We start from the raw sequence: 24,467 nt of genomic DNA, 5'->3' as shown, positions 1-24,467 counted from the left end.
CCAATGGACAGAAACAAAGTTGTACTCGTAGACGAGCATGATCAGACAATAGGGGAGATGGACAAGCTACTTGCCCACGAGCAAGGCCTGCTGCACCGGGCCTTTTCTGTATTTATATTTAATGCGCAGGGCGAGCTTCTGCTGCAGCAACGTGCCGACTCCAAATACCACGGCGGCGGTCTATGGACCAATACCTGCTGTTCGCACCCCCAGCTGGACGAGGACATCCATTGCGCAGCACTCGAGCGCCTGGAGTACGAGATGGGCATACGCTGCGAGCTCCGCCACCTTTACTCTTTCGTCTATAACGAACCCGTAGAGAACTACCTGATAGAGCACGAGCTGGACCATATATTTATAGGCCATTCGAACCAGACCCCTACCCCCCATCCCCTCGAAGTGCAGGACTATAAGTGGATGCGCCCCGCCGCTATCATCATCGATCTGTTGGAGCATCCCCGCAGGTATACGGTATGGTTTAGGCAGGCCTTTTCCGAGCTGGTCCTCAAATCAGTCATCAAAATATAAAACGCTTCCAACAAAAAAAGGCTTAGCTCAATTCCCGAGCTAAGCCTTTTTCTATAGCTATTCACAGTAGAATCCTTTTTACCCAACTTCACTACTATCGTATTCCGGACTATCGGGGCTACTACAGCATCCTTATCCCCCACCCTATACCGCAACTCGTGCGTATTATTCGATATACGCTGGTTCAGCGTACGGCTGTGGGGCGAGAACCGGCAACTGTAGTCTACACCAAAATTGCCATGATTACCCTTTCAGCCGATACACCTTTACATAATCAAACAAGATGCTGTCCGGATAGTTAGCGTGAAGGTGATTCCCGCCAAACCCCGTCAGCTCCGTACTCAAGATAATATACTCCGCGATATTAGATAGCGCCTCCGAAGTGCGCCACGTTTCCACGCCATCAACAAAGAAGACATACTCTTTTTCCGTCCATAACAGACCAAAAGTATGATACCCTTTATCCACCCCTGGAGCGGGCAATGCCAGCCCCACATTTTTATGTCCTGCACCATATCCATTCCAGTGCAGGTTATGGTGCACTTTATCCGGAGTGTTTCTATGGTACTCAAAGATGTCTATTTCCGTTCCATTATTCCAAGGATCATTATTCTCTTTAGTCATCGTATTGGTCTGGAGCCAAAATGCTGAGTGCGTGCCCAAGTATTTATTCACCTGGGCACGGCATTCAAAATAACCAAATTTCTGCGCAAATATTCCATCAGTAGTCACCTGTCCCACGTAGTATTTACCGTCCTTTTTTAGGGTCTGTAAGATCAGATTTCCCTTTCCGTCCAGTGCTATAGTTTCTCTCGACACCGTTGCAAACCCTCTTTTCGATCCTTCTGCGCGATATTTCCATTTTATTGTGTCCAATACCTCCCCTTCAAAATCATCCCACCAGCACAACGCATACTGACCGATAAAATCGTCCACCTTCAGCCCTGGATTTTCTATTATGCTTCGGTCTTTGCGGCCCTCCATCTGGGACAGCCCACGCAGGGGCATACCCACCAGCAACACCATCGCTATTAGGCCTATCGCGGATAGCCTAATTGACCTGTATCGTGACATCCCGTTCTGTTTTGGCCATTTCCTTTCCATCCACATCTTTGCCCAGCACCGTCATTTTATACTGACCAGGGGTTTTATACCCCAGTCTATAACTCGTCATCATATTCTGAAACCTCGTTTTCACGATATGCGATGGTTTATCCGGGGCCACTTTTTTATCATCCAGCATCGTCCTATCTTTAAAGCGGTATTCATGGCCCACCGTACCATCATACACCAGTATACTATCCGCATATCCGCCAAATTGTAGTGTAAAAAACTCCGATTGCTTGATGGCAGATTTATCCACCTGAATGGTCAGATCCCCCGTCCCGGGCTTCCAGTCCTCGGAGTACTCCTGTTTGCTACAGCCCGCAAGCACACCTATCAAAAGGCCAACAAATAACATTTTTTTCATCTCTAAACAATTAAATTTAATACAATGGATTCTGAACCAACAGTTTACTATTCTGTATCTGCGTCAATGGGATCGGGTACAGGTACATCGCCTTCGTGAACACCCTGTCCTCCACTTTCGTCCTTTGGTAGAATCCCGCTTCATTCGCAAATACATTCATGCCATATATCGCGCCCCCCTGCTTATAACCATCTGTTTCGGCCAGCATCCAACGCCTCACGTCAAAGTAGCGCTGTCCTTCGGTAGCCAGTTCTACCCGCATTTCGCGTCGTATAGCCTCCCGTTGTGCGTCCTGATCACCTACGATACCCGCCTTTATCGTGCGGAGTGCCGGTACGCCAGCCCGCTCCCTCACCTTGTCCACGTATTCCAAGATACGGGGGTCGTTTGGATTCACTTCGTTGAGCGCCTCTGCATAGAGCAGATAAAACTCCGCTAGGCGGTGAATAATTGCCGGTCTATATTCCGAGGTAGGGTTAGGGCTCAGGTTGTACACCCTACGGCTCATGCGCTTGTACATCAGGTAGCCGGTACGTGCGTTGTCTATGCCCGACGAGTTGTCGCTATTCCCACCTCTGTGCCAGGCGACCACTTCATTGCCTACATGCCATTTACGCTTGTTATAGAACACCGTACGATAAAATCGCGGTTCCCTATTGGTCCACATGCGGTAGGTTCCCACATCGGTACGTCCGGTCGGGTCATCCCCCGCCACCGAAAATCCTGTTTCCTTATACAGCGGCGACTCCTCGATAGTCAGCCCATCCCGCATCAAAAAATCGTCTACCAGCTCCTGGGTTATCGCCATGTATCCAGTTGTTGTATTCCCATTTCGGACACCTCGGGGTACATTCCAGCCATCCAGTCCGGCCCTAGACGATATATTTCCAAAATTGCCATTCGTCCGCGCGAATATCACCTCCTTGTTCATACTCATAAACATCTGGTAGAGGCTTTCGTCTGGATTTATCGATCCATCGGTCTTCATCACTTTAAAGAGCTCATAGTGGCCCGTATTGGCATAGTCCATAAATTCCTGCATCGCTTTCAGTGCGGCATTCCACTTCGCATTATCCTTAGCCGGGAATAGCTGTTTACCATCGGGATTCCTGACCTGCAATGCTTCTGCATATCCCCCGTTGAATAGTGGGCTCGCGGCATACATCATCAAGCGGGCACGCACCGCCAGTGCGGTCCCCCTTGTTGGCACGCCCAAGCGATTTACATCTGTCAGATTCGGGTCCTTTAGTGCCCCCGCGCAAAAAGTCAACTCATCGTATACAAACTTGACCACCTCATCGACGCTGTTGCGAGCAAAGTCCAACTGGCTGCTGCTGTTCGGATCCACCAGATAATCCATAATCGGCACAGGCCCATACTGTTCGAAGAGCAGGTAGTGGTAGTAGGCTCTAAAAAAACGAGCTTCCACCTGTAAGCTAGCTAGCTCCTCATCCGACACGTAATCTGCATCGCCCTGTTTAGGTATTGCTTTAGCCCGCTCCAAGAATACGTTGGCCTGTCTTATCAGTTTATAATACAGATCCCACCGCCCATAGGCGGTGTGCGACGAATTGAACGCGACCATATTAAAGTCGGCCCCTTGCGCCCTTTCGATCTCATCTGTGAGCTGAGGCCAGGGCAAGTCAGTGCCCGTAAGCTCCCGCATAAATTCGGCAGTATTCGGTATACCGGTATACACTACGCGATGAAACCGGCGCAAATTATCCGGTTCACTGAACACCTTTTCGTAGTCCAGCTCCTCCGCCAGCTCGTCCGATACATCCAAGAACTTCTTACACGAAGTAAATGATGCGGCCAGCATGGCCGCTATTGCTATAGCTATTATTGTTCTGTTCATGATTTACGATTCTTAAAATTACACCGACCGGTTAAAACGACAATTCCAGTCCACCCGTCCACATCGATGGCAGCGGGTACTTGGTACCACCTGCACTATTTCCCAGCTCGGGGTCATACATCTTCACTTTATCCCACAGCGCCACATTCTGTCCCATAGCATACAGGCGTATTGACTGTATACCTATGATATTCAACTTTTTGATATCAAAATTATACCCCAGTTCGACATTTTTCAGCCTTATGAACGAGGCATCTCTGATCCAGTATGTACTTCCGGTATTCGTATTGGTCATATTCACCGTCTGCAACCTCGGAAAGAATACATCCTGTCCCGGCTGCTGGACAGTCCACCTACTTTCCAGTACCTCGGCCCGCACATTACTCTCCAACAAGCCCCAGTGGAAAGGCAATGTCGCATTCGACTGGTTGTTCAGATTGGTCGATACATTGGCCGCCCCTTGAAAGAACAGGCTCAAAAAAGCCCCTTTGTACTTAAAGCTGGTTCCAAACCCATAAACAATCTCAGGGACGGTAGGCATTGCGGCATCTTTAATACGGTCAAAGGCGTTGACTATACCATCCCCATTCAGGTCTTTATACCTGATATCCCCCGGTTTCGGGTTGGCCATCTGCTCCGATGGCGCTATGCCCTGTTTCAGTTGATAAGCAATTTTACCATCTGCATCGGTGTATATATTAAAGTCGTCGTCCTTAAACAATCCATCCGCTACATAGACATCATTTATACCGTTGAGGCGTTTGCCCGTCAGCTCCATCCAAGGGTGGACCTGCTTTACCTCATCGTACTCTGTTATCTTATTACGCGCAAAGGTAAAGTTACCGCGTAGCTGCATGCTAAAGTCTGTTCCCAGCTTCTGGTTGTACGTCACCGATCCATCTACCCCCTTATTCTGCACCTTACCATAGTTCTGCCAAGGGTTGGACATGAATCCTGCGGCATTGACTATTGTTCTTCTGCGGAGCAAGATATTATAGCGGTCATTCTGAAAGTAGTCTGCCGTGATCTGCAGGTTGTTATTGAACAAACCCAGATCAATACCAAAGTTTCTTTTATTTTCGATTTCCCAGCCTATCATCGGTGCTTCAAATCGGGTTTCTGTCAGTCCATTTAGATTATCCAGGCTTCCTGTTGTCCCGATACCTATCGGATATGAAGAATAGGCTCCAAATTGGCCACGGTATATAAATCGGTTAGCCTCACTTCCGGTATCGTCATTACCTGTTCGTCCTACCGATGCCCGTAGCTTCAAGTTAGATAGGTAGCGTTTGAGGTGCTCTGGGAAGAAAGGCTCATTGGTCACGACATAGGCCAGCCCTACTGCCGGGAAGAATCCAAAGCGGTTGCCTTCGGCAAACTGCTCCGACCCGGTGATCCCAAAATTGGCTTCCATCGAGTATACCCGGTTATAGCTATAGGTTACCCGTCCTACATACGCCTGTTTACGGAACGATAGGGCCTGATTGTGCAATTGCCTTTCCTTCTGGTAGGTCAGTACCATAGCCGACACATCATGTCTATCGGCAAATACGCGGTCATAATTTAGCGAGGCCTCGAGGTATATTTTCTTCTCTGCCGAGTTCGATTCCGTGGGCTCACCCATCGCCGTCTTATTGGTTTTTCTTACAAATATCAGCTTTCCCTCATCATCCCTACCGGTAGCCACAAAGGTCTCCGGCGTGCGGGTCCTGGCCATCTGAAACTCCCCATAGGCATCGTAGCTCACGGTACCTTTAGCGCGTAGCCCCTGTGTCAGAAAGGGCAGCTTCTGCTCGATATCCACACGGCTCTGTATGGATGACCGCCATTCCTTTCTATAGCCGTACTCCAGCAGCTGGTTGTAAGGATTCACCTTATTATTATCCTGCGAAGGGTGTGCCGCCAGTGTTCCATCCGAATAGATCGCTGGGAATAGGTGCGGCGGTATCCGCGAGAAGCGATCGAATATTACGGTCTGATCGTAGTATGGCCTGTTCACCTGCCCATACTGCCCTGCCAGATCCACCCTTAGGGTCGTTGTATTGGTCACATCCATATCGATATTACTCCGCAGGTTGTAGCGTTTATAGTTCGAGTTGTTGTTATACTCTTTGGAGGACACAAACAGACCACTTTCGTTAAAGAAGCCTGCATTCACAAAAAAACGCATTCTGTCTCCACCACCTCTAAAGTTGAGGTTGTGTCTTGTATTGTAGGTATTGTCACGCAGCAGCAGGTCGTACCAGTTGCTGCTCGGGTATAGATCCGGATCGGCATTGGTCCGGAACTTGTCCAAGAGGTCGTCGCCAAATGCCGGTAGCAACCCATCATTTACCTGCGCTTCATTATACATACGGAGGTAGTCAAAGGAGTTGGCCATCCTGGGCACCCTGGTCGGTGTCGAGTAGGAGTATTCGCCGCGGTAGCCTATGGCTGTTTTTTGGATCTTTCCCCTTTTAGATGTGATCAGTATTACCCCGTTTGCTCCTTCTGCGCCGTATACGGCAGTCGCTGCGGCATCTTTCAACAAGGAGAACGTCTCTATTTCATCGGGATCAATATCATTCAGGCTTCGCGGTATCCCATCCACCAGCACTAGAGGCGATGTGCCGCCGGCAAAAGAGCTGGTGCCGCGTATCCAGAATTCGGCATCGTCGTAGCCCGGCATCCCCGATCGCTGTACGGCGATCAGTCCCGGTATCTGGCCGGCCAGGTTGTTGCTCAGACTGCGTGTGGGTGCGCGGAGGGTCTCCCCCGATACCGTCGCTATCGAGCTCACCACCGATTCTTTCTTCTGCTTGCCAAACCCCACAACGACGACCTCCTCCAGTCCCGCCGCATCCGGCAGGAGCACGATCTTATAGTCCTTGCCCTGGGTTACGACGAGCTCCTGGCCGGTAAATCCCATATAGCTGACCCACAGCACCGCATTAGGCGCTACCTCGATCACGAATCTACCGTTTCTATCGGTAGCCGTACCTATAGCCGGGTTCGATTTCAAAGCTACAGAAGCCCCCGTGATAGCAGATCCTGTGCTATCGGTTACCAGGCCTGTTACCTTAATTTTATCCTGTTTGCTGTTCGGTCTTTCGCTTTGCTGCAGCGTGATATTATTGTTGCGTCGCGTGTAGGTAATGCCCGACTCGCGAAATAGCCCCTGGAGCACCTGCTCTATCTCGACATCTTTCACATCAATACTCACAGGTTTCATCCTTAGCAATAGATCATCTTTGTAAAGGAAATGAATCTTATACCTTTCGGTAATCTGCTCCAGCACTTTTTCAATACGCTTGTTGCTCTGTTTGAGCGTGATCAGTTGGGCCGTTGCCTGTGCCCAAAAGCCAAATAAAAACATGGACAGCACCAGTAGACCATACTTTAGCACCATCCAGCTCTTATCTTTAATCTGGTTTTTCATCATAATTTAGACTGGTATCTTCTTTTTTAATATTACAGTTAGTTAATTCGCTGACATTTCGCAGCACTCGTCCTTGTTAATCCATAAGTTTCACTATTTGGTTATTTTCAATATTCTATTCTCAATCGTAAAGTGCAGCCCAGAGACATCCTTCAGTATGGACACCGCTTCCGCCAGGCTCGCCTTTTTATCTATTGTGCCCGATATATGCACCATTCTATCCGCTACCTCCGACTGTACCTCGATATCGTACCAGTCGGCCATCCTTTGCACCACCTCATTGAGGTTGTCCTGTTTAAAGTAGAAATACCCATCTTTCCAGGAGCTATACTTCTTTACGTCCACCTTCATCGCTACGAGTTCTCCATTGCGCCATCTACCTTGATAGCCCACCGGCAGATCCAGCATTTTTCTTTCCTGCCCCTGCATACGGACCTTGCCCTCGAGCAGGGTAGCAGCAGGATGCTTGCCATAGCTATTGACATTAAAAGAGGTACCGTATACCGCTACGGTATCCCTATCGGAGACGACCATAAATCGTCTTTCCGCATCTTTCGCCACCTCAAAAAAAGCTTCTCCCTTGAGGTACACCATCCTATTCCGTGTATTATATGCGCGATCGATTGTCAGCGTACTGGCCGCATTGAGCCATACCCGCGTATTATCAGGCAACCATAGTTCGATATTGCTCGCCTTCGGGGTAGTTATCGTCTTTATATTATCCATCTGCTGGGTAAAAAACCCCGAAGCAGCATCATTCCGCCCGCTATCTGCTCCTATTTTCAGGATCTTATCCTGCACCACGACCGTCTCTCCATTGGCCAGTTCCACCAGTGTCTGCATCTTACCGGGGCTGACGTCGTTTTTCTGGCCAAATACCCGATCCGGTATGACCTCGTTATAGTATACCCCCTGCCGCGCATCCCTACGTAAAAAGTATAGAGACAACGCTGCGGCCAACAATAGCGTAGCCGCTACAGCAGTATATTTATAATATATTTTCCACTTAGAGCGGGGCTTGGCGGTAGCTTGTAGATTCTTCCAGGCTTGTTGCTTTTTAGATTCAAAATAAACCAACAGCTCGTCCTGTACCTCGCGTCCTTTTTCAAAATCAGACAAGATTTTTTTGAGTTCAGACGGAGGCACCGCGGCCTCCAGTTCCTCCAATTCGTCGGATGAGATATTCTGATTGATATACTTAGCGATTAGCTGCGCCAATCGGATTGCGTGCTGTTCCATATCTCTATAATCCACTGGGAGCGGAAAAGGATGGAAAGAAAATTATTTTTTTTTAGAAATTTTTCAGAAACAGCAATATGGTCAGCAGATAGTGCAGCGACACCCGTTCCCGTAACAACATTAAGCCTCTATTTTTCTGGCTTTTTACCGTGTGTATCGAGATACAGAGCTTCTCTGCTATCTCCGCATTTTTGAGTCCTTCGACATAGCTCATTTTTAGGATGCGGCTACATCCTTCGGGCAGCTCCTCCAACAGTGCAGACAGGGCGACCGTCAGTTCAGCCTGGATAATCCTTTGATCATAGCCCTCTTCACTGATTTCGATCATCCCACTGGACAGGTATTTGGTATGGGTATTCTCTTTACGTATATTTTTCAGGCAACCATTTTTGACTGCACGATAGAGGTAGGGCAGTCCGATGCGCTGCACTTCGCTGGTCGCGTTGGCTACCATATTGAGGAATACCGCAGCCACCACATCTTCCGCAGCATGCGGATCGCCCAATAGGGCGGTCGCATAGACACATAGCCTCGCATAATACTGCTTAAAAAGTAATTCGGTGATCTCCGCTGTCATAATTCTAAGGTTCCCATTTCAGCTCCAGGCTGCAAATAGTGGCACTATTATAGTAAAAGTTAATAAAGGAGCGATACATTATCCATGCAAACGTTTCCGTTCGGTGCTATCTATTTGCGGGTATTTTTTCCATTCTCCATTCCGCCGGTTACCTTTTGGCCTAGCGCTCTGCTATCCCCTATTACCGGGGATAGCACGATATCCCTACCCTAGGGCTCTTTTTTCACCATTGTGTCTGGAACGCTGTGAAAAACACTAGAAAAAGTCAAGATCAGCTATTGCAGCCCATTTTCTTTTATTGACCTCTTCCAGCGCCACAAACTTCACGAACTTCCCTTCCCGGGGCTTTTCAAACTTCACCTGCTGCACCTGCGCCACGTTTTCAAAAGAACCACTTGCCACAGCCTCTCCCCAGCTCTTTCCATCCATACTGACAAATAGCTCATACTTCCCTACCCTTCCGTTTTCAGAGTCCTGCCGGGGCGTATAGGTACAGCCCTGGATCAGCTTAGACTGCGGCAGCTCTATTATTAAATAATGCGACTTGCTCGCCCTCCATTCCCCATTCCACTCACTGCTCCAAAAGGTAGCAGGATCGCCATCCAGCACATCCCTATAATCGTGCAGGGGCCATCGGCTCGATCCCTCCAGCACCCGGGTCACGGTCTTAGGATCCGGAATTAAGCTTTCCAGGGCCACGCTATCCATCTGCACTTTCGGGTCGAACGCATCACTTTGCATATACGCCAATAGGCTGTTTTTAAAATGTTGTATTTCCGGTCTCTTGGCTTCATCCGATACCAGGTCCAGTCCACACACCATCAATTTACCCTTCCCCACCCTGAGTTCGAACACCGCTGCCAGTTTGTTATTCCTATGGTAATCATCAATGATCTGCACCAATGGATCAATGTCTTTGTGATCGTTCAATATAAATGCATTTGCAAAATGGATCATATGCATCCATCTCGGATCCGCAAAGCTTCTGGTCTCAAATCCTTTAAACACCGGATGGTCAGGGTCGCACAGCATACCTGCCGTACCCGGGTATACCCTTCCCAGCGCACCTCTATTAAAAGACCAGAAATGAGGGGTGAATGACGTCTTCTGTACATTCTTTCCATGCCCCTCGAGCGGCCACTGCAAAAGCACCTTTCCGCCCGACTCCAGCACGGCAAAAACCTGTTCATCCAACACCTCAGCCACATGCACCCCTTTGGGATCCACCGGCTGCACCACAGGGTATACATAAAAGTCCCACGTATTCCGATAGGCTGTCCCTTCTAAGGCCAGCTCAAACATATAGCTGCCCGCTCTATCGAGCTTATCCAGCGGCAAGTTTAGACTGCCTACCGGTGTAGACTCCCCTTGCTTTATCTGCCCCGCTTCAAATTTACCCTTCATTAGCTTTTCCCCGTTCGGGCTGTACACCGCCCATGCCAGCCTCTTCCCCGTTATATCTGCCGGTCCAAAATTCCAGACCTCCGCCTTTATATCCAAAGACTCCCCGGTGGTATAGGTCCATTTCTTCATGCGTACCAGCGGCACCACCTCCGAACAGAAACTTCTAAACTCCTCCGGGCGCACATAGCCTTTACTATCCCAAAAAGGATCCAGAATCCCCACCATAGCTTCCGATTGACCGGGAAAATCCTGCAGCCCCAGATACTGGTACCCTGACACCCCACCAGTACGGTACATAGACTCCAGCACCTGCTTGATATGCCATACCCCGTGCCTGCCGGACGCCTTCGCCATTTCCCGATCTTTCTCCGCGAGACCATTGGCCAGCAGCCGATCATACATCGGCACAAAATTGTCTGGTTGTATCACGCCATCAAACTTTTTCATAAAATCAAAGCCCGGATACATCACCCATTGACCATTTTCATGTATCACGAGCGGCGGCTCATCCGGTCCCTTACCGGCAGCAAAGTCAAAATCATTACTTTCTATCAGCTCTTCCCTGGGTATATTACATATCTCTTCATTTTCCCAGGTTTTATTAAACCTTACCTCACTAGCCGTATGCATCTTATTGACATGTCCCGCCTGCGTGGCATACAATCTTCGGGGATCATATTTGCGGTATCCATCCACGATTCTATTCTTCATGGGCAGATCAGCATACGACAGCTCATTACTCAGCGCCATCAGTACAAATGAAGGATGGTTGCCATATTCATTGAGTACGCGGTAGCCTTCGTTGTAGAGGTATTCTGTCGCATAGTTTGTCGCTGTCGGCTCCGGCCCCCATAGCAATTCAGCCTGCAGATAGATCCCCATCTCGTCGGCCACATCAAAAGCTACCTTTGGCGGACATACCGAATGGTACCTGAGGTGATTCATTCCATATTCCTTGACCGTGCCCAGCACCTTTTCCCACGCGGCCCTATCCATCGGCATATACCCCGTTTTGGGATAAATCGCACAATCCAGGGTACCCCTCAGAAATACGGGCCTATCATTAACCAATATCTGGGTGCCATTGGTGGATATCTTCCTGAAAGCAAAGCGTTCTCTTTTCGTCTCCATAAAGGCGAGTCCCTCACCCTGCACCTCCAGTTCGAGTCTATACAGCTCAGGGGTAAATTCATCCCAGAGCACGATAGCCTTGTCGATAGGCAGCACAATCTCCTGTATCCTTTTACCTTGCTCTACCTTTCTGGCGTATATCTTTTGGGCGACCACCTTGCCGTCGCTGCCCCTTACCAGCACCTTGAACTGCGCTGGCAGCCTTCTCCCGGTATGGTTATCCAGCTCCACCTCCAGTCTTACGTTCTTGTCATGTATATCCGTAAATACACGCATGGATCGGATATGCAGCTCATTTATCTTACGCAGTTCCATTTTTCCGACCACACCATTCCAGTTGGTCTGGGTATGGTAGGTATAGCCATGCGCCATACCACCGATCAGATTCGTATTGTCCACACATATTGTGATCCGATGTTTTTTTCCGGCCTTCACAAACGGCGTCAAGTCAAATAGCCTGGGCGTGTAGAGGGCTACATCCTCTCCAACACGAACGCCATCCACCCATACGTTTATCTTAAACAAGCTTCTTTCGAGAAAGAGTTCGACCCCCTTTCCATTCCAGTCATTCGGAATATCTATTTCACGCTGGTACCAGGCCGGGCCTATATACTTATAGCGCTGTGAGGGGGCCGTATTCAGTTCATATATCCATTCGGGTTTTTCAAAATCCTCCGGAAAGGAGAACTTTCTCGTGATCGAATCATGTGGCCAGGGACTTGTTTTGTACCCTTTTTTATTGGTATCCGTGGTTCCGGGCAATACCACCTTATCCTCAAGTCCTTGTTTCAGAAACCAGGCATCCTTCATTCCGATTTTTTGCGGATCCAGCTGAAACTGCCATTCACCGGCCAGATCCAGTACTTCTTGCGTGTAAGCCACAGACCACAGCCCACAAAGCCCCAGTATCATCACCACTACCTTTCTCAGGCTACATTTCATATGTGTATAATTATTTCATGAGCTCGCAAGCTCGGTTTATTTTTTTTTAATGGTCATATGGAATATCCAAAGTACGTTATGCACGACTTTATTACTGTTGGCGTGCATGCTGCTCCGCGGCCATTGGTGCCTGTGCAGTTCTGCTACATGGATATTTCATAAGTTCAAACATTCCAAAAAGCCTTTAAATTTTTAATAAAATAGGTTTTGTAGGCGTATTTTACATCTCCAGTCTTATACATTGCCGCTCCCTCTTTTTTATTTTGGTTACCAATTGAAAGGCTATTATAGCTATAAGTTTATAAAGAGCAGGTACATTATCCATGCAAACGTTTCCGTAACTATCAGTAGCTTACAAAAGAAAACGGGAAATTTTATAAAAAAAAATTCATTTTCATTTTATTTTCATAATCCTGCTTTAGATTAGTATCTATAAATACTAATCCATGTAAAACGAGCTTACGCGCTCACCAAGTAATGATACACTTATGAAAAGTTTAGGATTATTCGTTGTAGCACTGTTGCTAGGCGCAACAGTTACAGCCCAAGAGACAACCACAAAAAGCAATACAGCTGTTGCAGCTGTAAAGAAAGCAGACAATGCCTCGCAGACGGGCAAGAAAACCGAAGGTGCTGTCCAATCTGAGACAGCCGTAGAAGCCAGTGCCGAGGGCCGTGCGCTGCGTGCGGCAAAATCGGCCGATCGCACTGAAAAGGCGGCACAGCACGCTTCAGACAAAGCGACGAAGCTGGCAGAGAAAACCTCCAATGGAGCCGTTGAAAACACCCAAAATGCACACGGAACACTCGTTAGCCAAACTGCTCATGGTATCGAAGGCGGACAGAAAGGGGCTATCGTGAGCGAGGCAGCTTCCGCCAAGGCCAAAAACGAAAACGAAGTAGAAGCAGCGTTGGCTACCGGTGTAGCAGCTGCAGAAGGAGATGCCAATGCACAGCAGGTCACGCATGGATCCGCAGTGAGCGCGGTCGCTCATGCCCAAGTTGAGTCCGGCACCAAGGGCGCCGTGGTCAGTGAGGTTGCCTCCGTGGTCGGGAAGACGCAGTCTACAGCCCATCGTGCCGTAAAAAGTGTAGACGTAGCGCCCCATGCTGCCGTACAGGCATCGCCTAAGGTACAGGCAAATGTCCGCGTATCGCCCCAGGTAAATACCCGTGTCCACACCAAAACCGACATCCGTACCACTCCGGTAAAAGTGCGTACCAATACAAGAATCCGTGGCGGCCTCAAGTAGGTCTTGGAATATTTTAGATGTTATGTTTAACTTTGAGGTGAGGGATCACCTCAAAGTAACTTTTTTTTAGGGATTATGGATTTTCGATCTCGTGTGTATGTATTCCTAGCCGTACTTTTGAGTCTGGGCAAACCCGACTCGGCCCTGGCTATGGATTGGGGCTCCAGACCGGTTTTAGCACGTGTCAGGGTCGTCATTGCCGATAGTATCCGTACCCCCCAACAAGAAGAAAAAGGCGCCAAAGCAAATCAGCGCCCAGACAAGCATGGCTCAAAAAAAAACACCGAAATAAAAAAAGAGATCCCCAAAATAGTCCCTAAAGCGCGCAACCAGCAAATCCCCCGTCCTGTAGCATTACCCAAAGTAAAGGGTACAGGCCCCCCTATTAAAGTTAAAACCAAGATCAATACGAAACTAAAAATTAAATTGTAACGATGATTCAGTCGAGTTTCTTTTGCAGTACATGTCTTTTCGTTGTACTGTTACTTTCGGGGCCTGTATCAAAGGCCCAGACCTCCGATAGTACAGCCCAAAAAACAACGTTCACGTGGACCAACCTGTGGAGCAGTAATGCAAATTATTACGGGCAGACCGCCGGCGAATCGCTGCCCTTTGTTTACACCGATTTAACCCTGCGTACCCCCATCGGATGGTACGTGTCGGCCGGCGGATACCAGCTGTTAAAAGAGGGCAATTTTCCATCCGAACTGCATGTGGGCACCGGGTTTGAATTTGCTCTTGGCTCCAAGGGGACACTTAATGTCGGCTATAACCGTTCTTTTTACAGTAAAGACTCTCCGTTGTTACAGGCCTCCAATCCCAACAGTGCTACCGTCGAGCTAGGGCTCACACACCTCTTCCAGACCGATCTTGGCGCCGATTATAACTTTGGTCAAGAAGACGATTTCTTTGTCACATTAACCAACAGCAAGATTGTGCCGCTGCACTCCTTCACCGCCAAAGACATTTTATATATCAAGCCCAATATCTCGGTCACGGCGGGTACCCAACGCTTCTACACCAGTTATATAGAAGAGACGCAAAAACACCCCGGACTAGGTAGTATCCTAAATGGTAAAAATCCAACGCAACAGGAAGTCACCTACACCGAGACCACCGTGATCTCTACCGATTTTACGCTGTTATCCTACAATTTTCAACTTCCCGTTATCTGGCAATATGGCAACGGTTCATTTCTGGCATCCTATCAACTTTCATTATTGGGCAAAGAGGTACAAAGTGAGGCCCGTAAAAATTCATTTTTTAATGTAGGATATTTTTATCAATTTTAATAGTAACGATTAAAAACCATTATGATGAACGTGCTTCTAGTTGAAGACGAAAAAGAACTTGCCCAAGAAGTATCGGTATACCTGCAGGGACTACGTTATGACTGTACAGTTGCGGGCAGCCAGCGCGAGGCATTGCACTATCTTTCGCAGAAGCCCTATGCTATTATCGTATTAGACCTGGGTTTACCCGACGGCAGCGGATTTGAGCTGTTGCGCGCTATCAAGAGAGATCATCCGGAGAGCTTCGTGCTGATTGCTTCTGCACGTGGGGCAGTAGCGGATCGCGTACTTGGACTGCAGGACGGGGCAGACGACTACCTGCCCAAGCCCTTTGCGCTGGTCGAGTTACATGCCCGTCTACAGGCATTATGGCGGCGGCGCTACGGAAACCTACAGGAAACCATCTCCTTAGGCGGTTTTGTAATAGACCTGGAGCAGCGCTGTGTACGATTTCAGCAACAGGAGATACAGCTGTACAAAAAAGAATTCGATATTCTGAGTTTCTTATTGCTGCACCGCAATCGGCCATTGAGCCGTTCGCAGCTGTACGAACACGTCTGGGGCGATTACAGCCTCCCCAATGGAGACTCCAACTATATCGATGTACACATCAAGAACATACGCAAAAAACTATCGGTATATGCAACAGTCGATTGGCTACAATCGGTACGGGGCATAGGTTATAAAATTGTATTGCCGTGAAGCTAAACAGCAAATTCACCTTATATTTTGCCCTATCGAAACTACTTATTTTCGGGTTATTCCTATTGATCCTTCCCTGGCTATTCAGCTTTTATGCACGGTATTCGATAGACGGGGTGTTAAAGAAGCAACAGCATGCCGTCTTTGACAATATACGGCACTACGGTCTACAACACTATCTACAAGGCGACAGCAGTTTTGGGAGCTATACGATGCTCAAGGAAGATTACATCGCCCTACAACAAGTACAAGCCGACAGTAGCCTTCCAGGATCATTCAGCATAGCCAATGAAGCACGTATTATTGATCGAGATACGATCGAATACCGCATTCTACATCGCTATTTTGAGGCCGACGGCACTACCTACCTCCTCGAAATCGGACGTTCGGAGACCAGCATACGCCTATACGCCGCCCTCTTACAAAAGGTAGCCTTGGGCATTCTCGGTCTTTTGCTCATTACCACAGTCACTATCGATTATTTCTACGGGACCCATATCCTTAGGCCTTTACGCGATATCGTACGGCTGCGGTTGCAGCACCAATCTTTTCCCTTCACGGCCGCATCCCAACCCATTTCTACCTCTACCTTAGATTTCCAGTTATTGGATCAGCGATTACGGGAGCTCATGGCTCAGGCTACCGCTGCATACACCCGTGAAAAAGAGTTCACCGCCAATGCATCCCATGAGCTATTGACCCCCATCGCCGTGTTACGCAGCAAGCTCGAGAACCTTCTGGATACCCCATCGCTTTCCGACGCCGTGATCGACAAACTACAGTCCAGCCTCCATACGCTAGACCGGCTTCAGGGACTGGTACGCACGCTGCTCTTTTTAGCACGGGTAGATAGTGGCGAGTATTCGCGAACAGAAACCGTCCACTTACACCCCCTCTTGCAGGATATCATTTCCGAATTACAGCTCTTTATGGATGCCAAGTCCCTCTCCTTGAACATGACGGTAGACCCACAGCTCCGGATAAGCCATCAACATAGGCAGCTGCTGTTTCAATTGCTCTATAACCTGATTCACAATGCCATCCAGTATAATGTACAGGGCGGAAGGGTAGACATCCGGGGTAGCTTTTCAGCCGATAAGTTCAAGCTGTGCATCCAGGATACCGGCATCGGCATGGACGCGACGCAAACGGAAAAATTATTCCAGCGATTTCACCGTCTTGCCGTAGGTAATGGATTAGGCCTGTCCATCGCCAAAAGCATTGCCGATTTTCTAGCGATCGACATACAGGTCCATTCCGAAAAGCAACGAGGTACCACTATCTATTTATTGTTCGAGGCCCAAGATTGCCAAGCGTATGAGCCCCAATAGTCTATTATTCCAATTGATCTGTTGATAAACATAACGCCCCAAGTCCATATCGACCTCAGTAACCAATCTATTCGAGCAAGCAAAAAAAAAAGGCTTAGCTCGGTAGTCGAGCTAAGCCTTCTTGCTATAGTTATATTAACAGCGATTAGCCTACCGCTATTGTATTATCATTCTGCAAGTGATCCAACAAGGTTGGGTTTTTGATCGGGCAGGTCTTCAACAGGTCCCTTACCGGGTACTTGGCCACTACATCCTGTAGCGCAGCCAGGTGCTTTTCGTGGTGCGTATCCGTACCTACAAAATCATACATACCCGATTTGATCATCGTCAATGCTGCTACTTTCACCTCCGTACCGTAGTACCTACTTATCGAGAGCAGGTTGAGCTGCAATAGGCAGCCCGCATCTTTGATCTGCTTGTACATATCGAAGTTGTAGTGGTAGTAGTTGTAGCGTTCCGGATGCGCCAGTATAGGCTTATAGCCCAGGTTTTGTATGTCGAGTATCGTTTGAAATAGCGCTTTCGACTCGGCTAGGTAAGACATCTCGATCAGCACATAACCTCCCGGCATTACACAGAGGTTGTCTTTCTTGATGATACCGTCCAGTTCTTCATCTATCATATGCTCGGCAGCTGCAAATATCTTCACCTTAGGATCTGCAGTGCGCAGCTCCTTGCTTAATGTCTCGTGTGCTGCCGCTATAGTCGATTTTGTATTGGGATGTACACCGGCCATAATATGGGGCGTGCAGATAAATTTTTCAAAACCCATGGCATGTAGACCTTTTATGAGCGAGATCGACTGTGCCGTAGATTGACTACCGTCATCAATAGCAGGGAGAAGGTGATTGTGCATATCTACTTCTAGAAATGCCAGTTTACCCATCGTCATCACCTTGGTTTCGTTCTGTCCTTTACCAAATAGCTTCGAAAAAAATCCCATTATATCTAATAAAAAAAGTCTATATGTACTATTAACGTAATCAATTCCTTTTCGCTACACAGGCAGTCTGGCAAAATATCTTTTCGCATCCAATTTTACCCTTCTTATGAGCAAAACTTATGCCACAGTAAGCCGTGCATCGAGCAATACAATTTAATATTGTGCGCAAAATACGTAATATTAGATTAATATTCAATTCGAATTGTATAAAATTTATTACAAATGAAAGGGATTTACTTACTTTATGGAAGCTATTATGCGCCATAACCATAAAAAAAAGCTCCCGTAAGTATACGAGAGCTTTTTATTTTATTTTTAGCTTATTCCGAATAATTTGTATATGATTAACAATACAATATAATAAGTTGTTATTTTTTTCCAAACAAGCCTTTTAATTTCCCCATTAGTCGTTCACGCAGGGATTTATTGCCCATATCGCCGTAGCCATAGCCGTAACCATAGCCGTAGCCGTATCCTTTGGCAAAATCCACATCATTCACCACTACCGCCATATTCTTCAATTTACCATCTGCATAGAGCTCTTTCGGCACATTAAGCAACCGTTTGTCCAGGTAGTTGGCACGCGATACATATACCGTCAGATCCGCATTATGGGCGATCAGTAGCGTATCCGTTACCAGACTGACCGGTGCCGTATCGACCAGTACATAATCGTAGTGCTCCTGTGCGTATTTAATAATATCGTCAAAATGACCATTCATCAGGAGCTCTGCCGGATTCGGCGCGATATAACCCGAGTAGATAACATCAAATCGATAGTTGTCCGGCTGCTTGATAATGATATTATCAATATCCATATCCGGATTGATCAGGTACTGCGTGATCCCCACATTGGTATGCTGCAAATGCGAAAGCCCGAGGTAATCCAACACCTTCGGCGATCGGATATCTGCCCCCATCAATAGCACCTTCTTGCCTGACATAGACAATATACGAGCCAAGTTGGTCGACACAAAAGATTTACCTTCACCCGAGGTGGTCGAGGTCACGAAGATTACTGCAGAGTCTTTCTTCGCACCCAGCATAAAAGAAATATTGGTCCGTAATATACGGAACGCCTCCGCAAGTGAGGAGCGATCATTATCCCGTACGATAGGATCAGATGAGGTTGGAACCTCGCCTAGAATCGGCGCTGACAATACTGCTTCGATGTCTTTACGCGACTGCACCTTATTATCCAATAAAAATTTGATGTAGAGAGCACCAAAAGGAATCAAAAGACCCGCTATGAGCGCTCCTAATAGAATAATCATTTTGCGCGGAGCTACCGGAATATCCGAACCATAAGCCGCATCAATTACTTTTAATATATCGGGTCTTGCCGAGGCCTTGATTTCATTCTCCTCCCTTTTTTGTAATAAAAATAGGTAGATTGACTCTACAATTTGCTGCTGACGGGATATATCTTTGAATCCAAGTTCCTGCCTTGGTACCGCCGAGATACGCCCTTGAAGCTGATTTTTCTTTGCCTGTGCATTGTTAAGCGAAAGCTCCAAGACCGACTGATAATTATCCAGCGATGCCATTAGATTCCGGTTCAGTGAGCGAATATTCTCTGTGAGATTCTTTACAATGGGGTTATCCACCGTTGAACTCTTTAAAAGGTCTTCCCGTTCCAGTACCAGCTTATTATACTCCATTAAAGACTTTTCAATAGATAGATCCTGCAGCCCTAAATTAGATGGCAATAGCTGTAGATCCGAATTCGACTTGATCGACTCTTTCATATAGTTTGCCAATTGCAACTGCGTACGCTTTTGCAGCACATCCTTATCGGCTTCAGACATGGTTCTCAGGTTCAGTTCTGCCTCTGCCATGAGGTCTGTCAAATTATTATTTGCTTTAAAATCGCGCACTTTTTCATCTGCCGAATCCAGGTCTTTAGAAATCAATTCCAGTCTTGTCGAGATAAATTTTGAGGTAGCTGTTGTTACCTTATTCTTATCATCAGACACATCGTTATTATATTGGTCGATTAAGCTATTAATAATAAGCTCTGATTTTTTTTTGATAGGCCCCGTCAAAGAAAAAGAAACTATATAAGATTGCTTTTCTGAACTAGGATTTATTTGTACTGCCTTTTGTAATCCATCGATAGTATTATTTACGGATTGCATTGTCACCTTCACGCTCTGTCCTAGAGATTTGGAAAAATCAGCATTCGGGGTTACTAAAACTTGCCCAAAGTTGGTAGTTACGTTCTTGCCAAATTCAATCTTTTCTTCTTCTACTCCATCCTTTTCTATCAAAGCAAATGTAGTATTATCCAATAACTTTATCGTAAAAGTACCAGTCTTATTTTGGTCTTTAATATCTGTTGCCAACACTTTTATGGGAGATTCAGACACAAGCACTTCAGTCTGTTTAATCTTTCCCTGCACAAAATATGTGTTCTGTAGGTTATGCTGCTCGATTACCTTACGGAGTATCCGACGCGATTTTAAAATCTCGATTTGATCGATTACGAAAGCCGATTGCCCTGCCCCCCCTGTGAGACTACTCAATTCTGTCAATCCAGACATTTCCCCTCCAGCTTGATCTTCCTTCTGCAATAGAATTTTAGCCTCCACCTTATATTCCGACGTACTATATCTTAGATACAAAAACGACAACAATAGCGCTAGAAATATCGAAACAACAAACCACTGCCAGTAATAAGCATACTGCTCTACCAACTGTTTTAAATCAACTTCCTGTTCTTCGTTTCTTTCGCCCCTATATTTATTTGCTGTAGATTGATTCATGCTTAGTTATTGATGTTTGTAACAATAAGTGCAGTTATAGTGATGATTAGGGAAGTAATCGATATCCACACATTGGTATCCTGCCCAAAACGGGAGTTACGAACCTGTGAATTATTAGGTTCCACATAGATTAAATCGTTTTGAGCTAAATAGTAATAGGGAGAATTCAATACTGAGTCAGTTAACAGGTTCAAGCGTTCAGTTTTCTTTTCTCCATTCTGTTCACGCACTAATAATACATTATTACGCTGACCTTTTAAAGTCATGTCACCAGCGAGCGCCAATGCTTCCAAAACTGTTACACGTTCTTGGGGCAAAGTATAGACACCAGGTTTATTTACTTCTCCCAATACCGTTACCTTAAAATTCGAAAAAGTAAGATTTACGACTGGGTCTACAATATACTGCATTAATTTTGTACGAATTTTGTCTGTCGCTTCTAATCGAGATAACCCACCTAATTTCATTTTACCTAAAACAGGAAAGTCTATTTCTCCATTAGCATCAACAAGATAGGTTGGTTTGAAAGCCATATCGGTAGAAGAACCGACTGAAGCTTGATAGATATTTTGTTGATTAAAAGGCAAAGTGGCCTTGACATCAGAAGCAGAAACCGTAATTGTTATTAAATCTTCTTGTTGAATCTTAGGAGCATATTTCGCCTGCATCTGTTCAAATTGCACTGATGAAGGCTGTAAATAAACAATTTTCTTACGCGACGCACAGGAAGCTAAGATAAAAATTAGTACGAAGATGAGGTAAATTTTATTCATTAAAAACGATTTAAACCCTATAAACAATAATCAATCCAGTTCTCACGAATCACCCACAAAAGTAAAATATTAATGGTAATATTAAAACAAGAATAATAATATAGTACCCAATTTCCTGACAACATACTTTTGTCCTAAAATTAATTCGAAAAACAAATCCAAAATCGCTTACGATTCACCCTTTTAGGTCTTAAACTTTCAACCTTGGTCTGTCACCGATTTTTCACTTATTAATCGTTTAACTTCTTAATTTACAGTTTTTGGCAAGGAAATTGCATAGCTCCTAACACATATTACCTGTTAGAACGCTATGAATCGGTTCACAATACTATTTAAAACTCTACATAACGACGCTCGTACGTTTCTTGTCGCTATTACTCTATTCTTTATTGCGACCATACTTTTTGCATCACTATTATACTTGGGATATTAATCATTTTGATACAGGCACCATCTTGCGTATCCAAACCTTTGGGATTCACTATTGAATTGGAAGTTCCCGAGTGTTAAAAAAACAAAATGCCCCCAGCTAAAACGACTCTCTATTAACAAAGAAATCCACTGGCCAAGTATAATCATCCTTAGCAGCATGATCAATTCCATAATCTGCAAATACAGTCATTTCCGATCCCTCCTCCAACGCCTGAAAAGCGGTCCCGTAGCCTACCGGAACGTGCACAACCTGCATATCCGAAGCTTTAATTATCCGGCGCTGTATCGGTAAGTCTGGAGAAGTATCCTCCCAATCGTCAATCTTTACCAAATCCAGTGCAAAGGAACCCGACTGCACATAAAACCAACGCTGTTCTATTCGATGTGCACGCCATCCACGTACAAGTTCGGTATCTCCATTCTTAATAATATAAAAGCGCTTCACCTGCGACATATCAAAATCATTCACAAACCTAATCTGCCCCCGATGATCCTTCGCTACCCCCCCTTGTATTAACTTAACCATTATATAACGATAACCTTAAAACATCAAACATTAATCACTGACAATTAACAATTATTCACATACTTTTTAATCAAATATGTCTTATATATTAAATAAAACATACTTAAAATTATCAACAACACAACCGAAAAGATGACCTGCACTACCACAGTCTCTTTAGAAACTAAAATCACAGCCATCCCAATTATAAACTGCAAAGCACCGTACAAGAATGAGACCAATAATTTATTAACCTTCGCCTCATTACCAAGATACTGGTACAAATGCGAACGATGGGCTTTAAAAATATTCTCACCCCTCAAAAGTCTACGAATAATAGTCCATATTGCATCTATCCCATAAACAGTTAAAAATAAGATATAGATCAAATTTTGTGTATTGATAATTAAGGCCGTTAAGGCAAAAAGCAATATAAAAGCAATCGCGACCGAGCCCACATCACCAGCAAAGCAGATAGCCTTCGTACGAAAATTGAAGATCGTAAATACCAGTACCGACAGTAGCGTGTAAATTAATAAATCCGGATTAATAAAATCAATAGACTGGCTTACCCAGAATAATAAACCTCCAACTGCTAAGCTATAACAGGCTGTAATCCCATTGATGCCATCCATAAAGTTGTAAGCGTTTATTACACCTACGACGACTATAAATGCAATCAGTAGAAAATACAAAGGCATAGCGAACAGATCTAGTTGATAGGCCATAAGCAGTACCGAGATAAAATGCACAAACAAACGCACTTTATTGGATAGCGTCATGACATCATCAGCAAAGCTGACTGCTGTCATGAGTGTCAATCCTATAAAAAACCAAGGGTACTGAAATCCCGATAGGATAAAGAACGTAAATACGCCTACGTAAAATATAACACCTCCACCACGGAGAGTAATAATGGTATGCGACGAGCGCTCATTGGGCCTATCAATGATATTAAACCGATCCGCAACCTTAAAATAAACAAGCTCTAAAAATAATAGAGCAAAAAAAACTAATACGTATATCATTATATCTATTAACTATTAATTTTGATACACCATTCTTTATGCCAAATTTTATCCTTGGCCAACTCAATTACACCTTCCTTTTCTTCTATATTGTCGCTAGAAAAGAGTGAGTCATTGAGTCCCCACCATGGCTCTAAGCACAAGAACGAACTTCCAGGCACAGACCATAATCCAAAATAAGAAAAATCACCATGGGTTACTTCAAGACTATAATTACCTTGTTGATTCGACAAAGTTATTTTAGACGATTTCAAGCTTCTTAATACCCAAGCATCTTCATCAAACATGTTATGCGTTAATGGCAACTGATGACCATTCAACTCAATTACTTGCGTTTTATCAGCTAATAAATTATCTACTAAATACTGCCTTTGCAAATGCCCATCCAACTCAAATTTGATAAAATAGTCAGTCCAATTCTGGGCTTCTGTAAAATCTAGTTTAAACGCAGGGTGAGCACCTATTGAAAAAAACATGCTTCCAATAGACTTATTCACGACGGCATACTTACAAATCAACGTATTTTCGAGAAGCTTATACTTTATGATAAGTTCAAAATCAAAAGGATAATCAATAGTTAGACTTTCAGAAGATAAACGAAAGCTAACTGATGTAGAACTAACTTCTATAATGTCAAATAACATATCCCTTGCGAATCCATGTTTTTGTATAGTGTACTTCTTTCCATCAAATAAAAATTCGTTATTTCTTAATGCCCCCACTATTGGAAACAATACCGGACTAGATCTCGGCCAATGTACTCGATTACCTTCCCAAATATACTCTCTGCTTGTCTCAAATGCATAAAGACTCTTAATTTCTGCACCTAAAGTCGCTATCTTAACTTTAAGTCTATTATTTCTTAGCTCAATCAA

General features: G+C 45.6%; 19 protein-coding genes. 6 read left to right on the top strand and 13 right to left on the bottom strand.

The window, feature by feature from the left end; genetic code table 11:
• The first annotated feature begins 3 nt into the window (after positions 1-3).
• Entirely contained in the window at positions 4-528 is a 525-nt protein-coding gene (idi, locus tag G7B20_RS12550; RefSeq protein WP_164111754.1) for an isopentenyl-diphosphate Delta-isomerase, read from the top strand.
• Positions 529-771: 243 nt separating this feature from the next.
• On the opposite strand, the gene G7B20_RS12545 is transcribed toward idi, so the two are convergent.
• The 7 genes from G7B20_RS12545 to G7B20_RS12515 all read right to left on the bottom strand — a co-directional run bounded on the left by G7B20_RS12545 (position 772) and on the right by G7B20_RS12515 (position 12,568).
• Positions 772-1,602: a family 16 glycosylhydrolase gene (locus tag G7B20_RS12545; RefSeq protein WP_164111753.1), complete on the bottom strand. Its 831-nt coding sequence runs from the start codon at positions 1,600-1,602 to the stop codon at positions 772-774.
• Positions 1,580-1,999 carry a DUF5017 domain-containing protein gene (locus G7B20_RS12540; protein WP_164111752.1) on the bottom strand — a complete coding sequence of 140 codons (420 nt, stop codon included), beginning with the start codon at positions 1,997-1,999 and terminating at the stop codon, positions 1,580-1,582. The genes G7B20_RS12545 and G7B20_RS12540 overlap by 23 nt, the downstream gene beginning before the upstream one ends.
• A 16-nt stretch (positions 2,000-2,015) precedes the next feature.
• Complete coding sequence (locus G7B20_RS12535) at positions 2,016-3,857, bottom strand: RagB/SusD family nutrient uptake outer membrane protein (RefSeq protein WP_164111751.1); 1,842 nt, start codon at positions 3,855-3,857, stop codon at positions 2,016-2,018.
• Between the two features lie 31 nt (positions 3,858-3,888).
• A complete protein-coding gene (locus tag G7B20_RS12530) occupies positions 3,889-7,278 on the bottom strand; it encodes a TonB-dependent receptor (RefSeq protein WP_164111750.1) in 3,390 nt (1,129 codons plus the stop codon).
• A gap of 90 nt (positions 7,279-7,368) precedes the next feature.
• Positions 7,369-8,514 carry a FecR family protein gene (locus G7B20_RS12525; protein WP_164111749.1) on the bottom strand — a complete coding sequence of 382 codons (1,146 nt, stop codon included), beginning with the start codon at positions 8,512-8,514 and terminating at the stop codon, positions 7,369-7,371.
• Between the two features lie 52 nt (positions 8,515-8,566).
• Complete coding sequence (locus G7B20_RS12520) at positions 8,567-9,091, bottom strand: RNA polymerase sigma factor (protein ID WP_164111748.1); 525 nt, start codon at positions 9,089-9,091, stop codon at positions 8,567-8,569.
• Between the two features lie 255 nt (positions 9,092-9,346).
• Positions 9,347-12,568 (bottom strand): discoidin domain-containing protein, encoded by a 3,222-nt coding sequence (locus tag G7B20_RS12515; RefSeq protein ID WP_164111747.1) that lies wholly within the window; start codon positions 12,566-12,568, stop codon positions 9,347-9,349.
• Positions 12,569-13,056: 488 nt separating this feature from the next.
• On the opposite strand from G7B20_RS12515, the gene G7B20_RS12510 reads away from it, so the two are divergent.
• The 5 genes from G7B20_RS12510 (at position 13,057) to G7B20_RS12490 (ending at position 17,146) form a co-directional block, all read left to right on the top strand.
• Positions 13,057-13,821 carry a hypothetical protein gene (locus G7B20_RS12510; RefSeq protein ID WP_164111746.1) on the top strand — a complete coding sequence of 255 codons (765 nt, stop codon included), beginning with the start codon at positions 13,057-13,059 and terminating at the stop codon, positions 13,819-13,821.
• A gap of 75 nt (positions 13,822-13,896) precedes the next feature.
• A complete protein-coding gene (locus G7B20_RS12505; protein ID WP_164111745.1) occupies positions 13,897-14,253 on the top strand; it encodes a hypothetical protein in 357 nt (118 codons plus the stop codon).
• 2 nt (positions 14,254-14,255) lie between these two features.
• Entirely contained in the window at positions 14,256-15,113 is an 858-nt protein-coding gene (locus G7B20_RS12500) for a hypothetical protein (protein ID WP_164111744.1), read from the top strand.
• A 21-nt stretch (positions 15,114-15,134) separates the two neighbouring features.
• Positions 15,135-15,815 (top strand): response regulator transcription factor, encoded by a 681-nt coding sequence (locus G7B20_RS12495; protein ID WP_240452899.1) that lies wholly within the window; start codon positions 15,135-15,137, stop codon positions 15,813-15,815.
• On the top strand, positions 15,812-17,146 hold the full coding sequence (locus tag G7B20_RS12490; protein WP_164111743.1) for a sensor histidine kinase: 1,335 nt from the start codon (positions 15,812-15,814) through the stop codon (positions 17,144-17,146). Before G7B20_RS12495 ends, G7B20_RS12490 begins: the two co-directional genes overlap by 4 nt.
• A 145-nt stretch (positions 17,147-17,291) precedes the next feature.
• Here the strand turns inward: G7B20_RS12490 and G7B20_RS12485 are convergent, their stop codons facing one another.
• The 6 genes from G7B20_RS12485 to G7B20_RS12460 form a co-directional block, all read right to left on the bottom strand.
• Positions 17,292-18,089, bottom strand: a complete 798-nt coding sequence (locus G7B20_RS12485; protein ID WP_164111742.1) for a tyrosine-protein phosphatase — start codon at positions 18,087-18,089, stop codon at positions 17,292-17,294.
• Between the two features lie 368 nt (positions 18,090-18,457).
• Entirely contained in the window at positions 18,458-20,854 is a 2,397-nt protein-coding gene (locus G7B20_RS12480) for a GumC family protein (protein ID WP_164111741.1), read from the bottom strand.
• Positions 20,855-20,856: 2 nt separating this feature from the next.
• Positions 20,857-21,627, bottom strand: coding sequence for a polysaccharide biosynthesis/export family protein (locus G7B20_RS12475; RefSeq protein ID WP_164111740.1), 771 nt, complete (start codon positions 21,625-21,627; stop codon positions 20,857-20,859).
• 529 nt (positions 21,628-22,156) lie between these two features.
• Positions 22,157-22,585 carry a WxcM-like domain-containing protein gene (locus tag G7B20_RS12470; RefSeq protein WP_164111739.1) on the bottom strand — a complete coding sequence of 143 codons (429 nt, stop codon included), beginning with the start codon at positions 22,583-22,585 and terminating at the stop codon, positions 22,157-22,159.
• Positions 22,586-22,629: 44 nt separating this feature from the next.
• Complete coding sequence (locus tag G7B20_RS12465) at positions 22,630-23,592, bottom strand: MraY family glycosyltransferase (RefSeq protein WP_164111738.1); 963 nt, start codon at positions 23,590-23,592, stop codon at positions 22,630-22,632.
• 8 nt (positions 23,593-23,600) lie between these two features.
• Positions 23,601-24,467, bottom strand: a complete 867-nt coding sequence (locus G7B20_RS12460) for an aldose 1-epimerase family protein (RefSeq protein ID WP_164111737.1) — start codon at positions 24,465-24,467, stop codon at positions 23,601-23,603.

The organism is Sphingobacterium sp. xlx-96 (assembly GCF_011007365.1).
Taxonomy (GTDB): Bacteria; Bacteroidota; Bacteroidia; order Sphingobacteriales; family Sphingobacteriaceae; genus Sphingobacterium; species Sphingobacterium luzhongxinii.
This window is presented reverse-complemented; position numbering and strand designations above follow the sequence as displayed.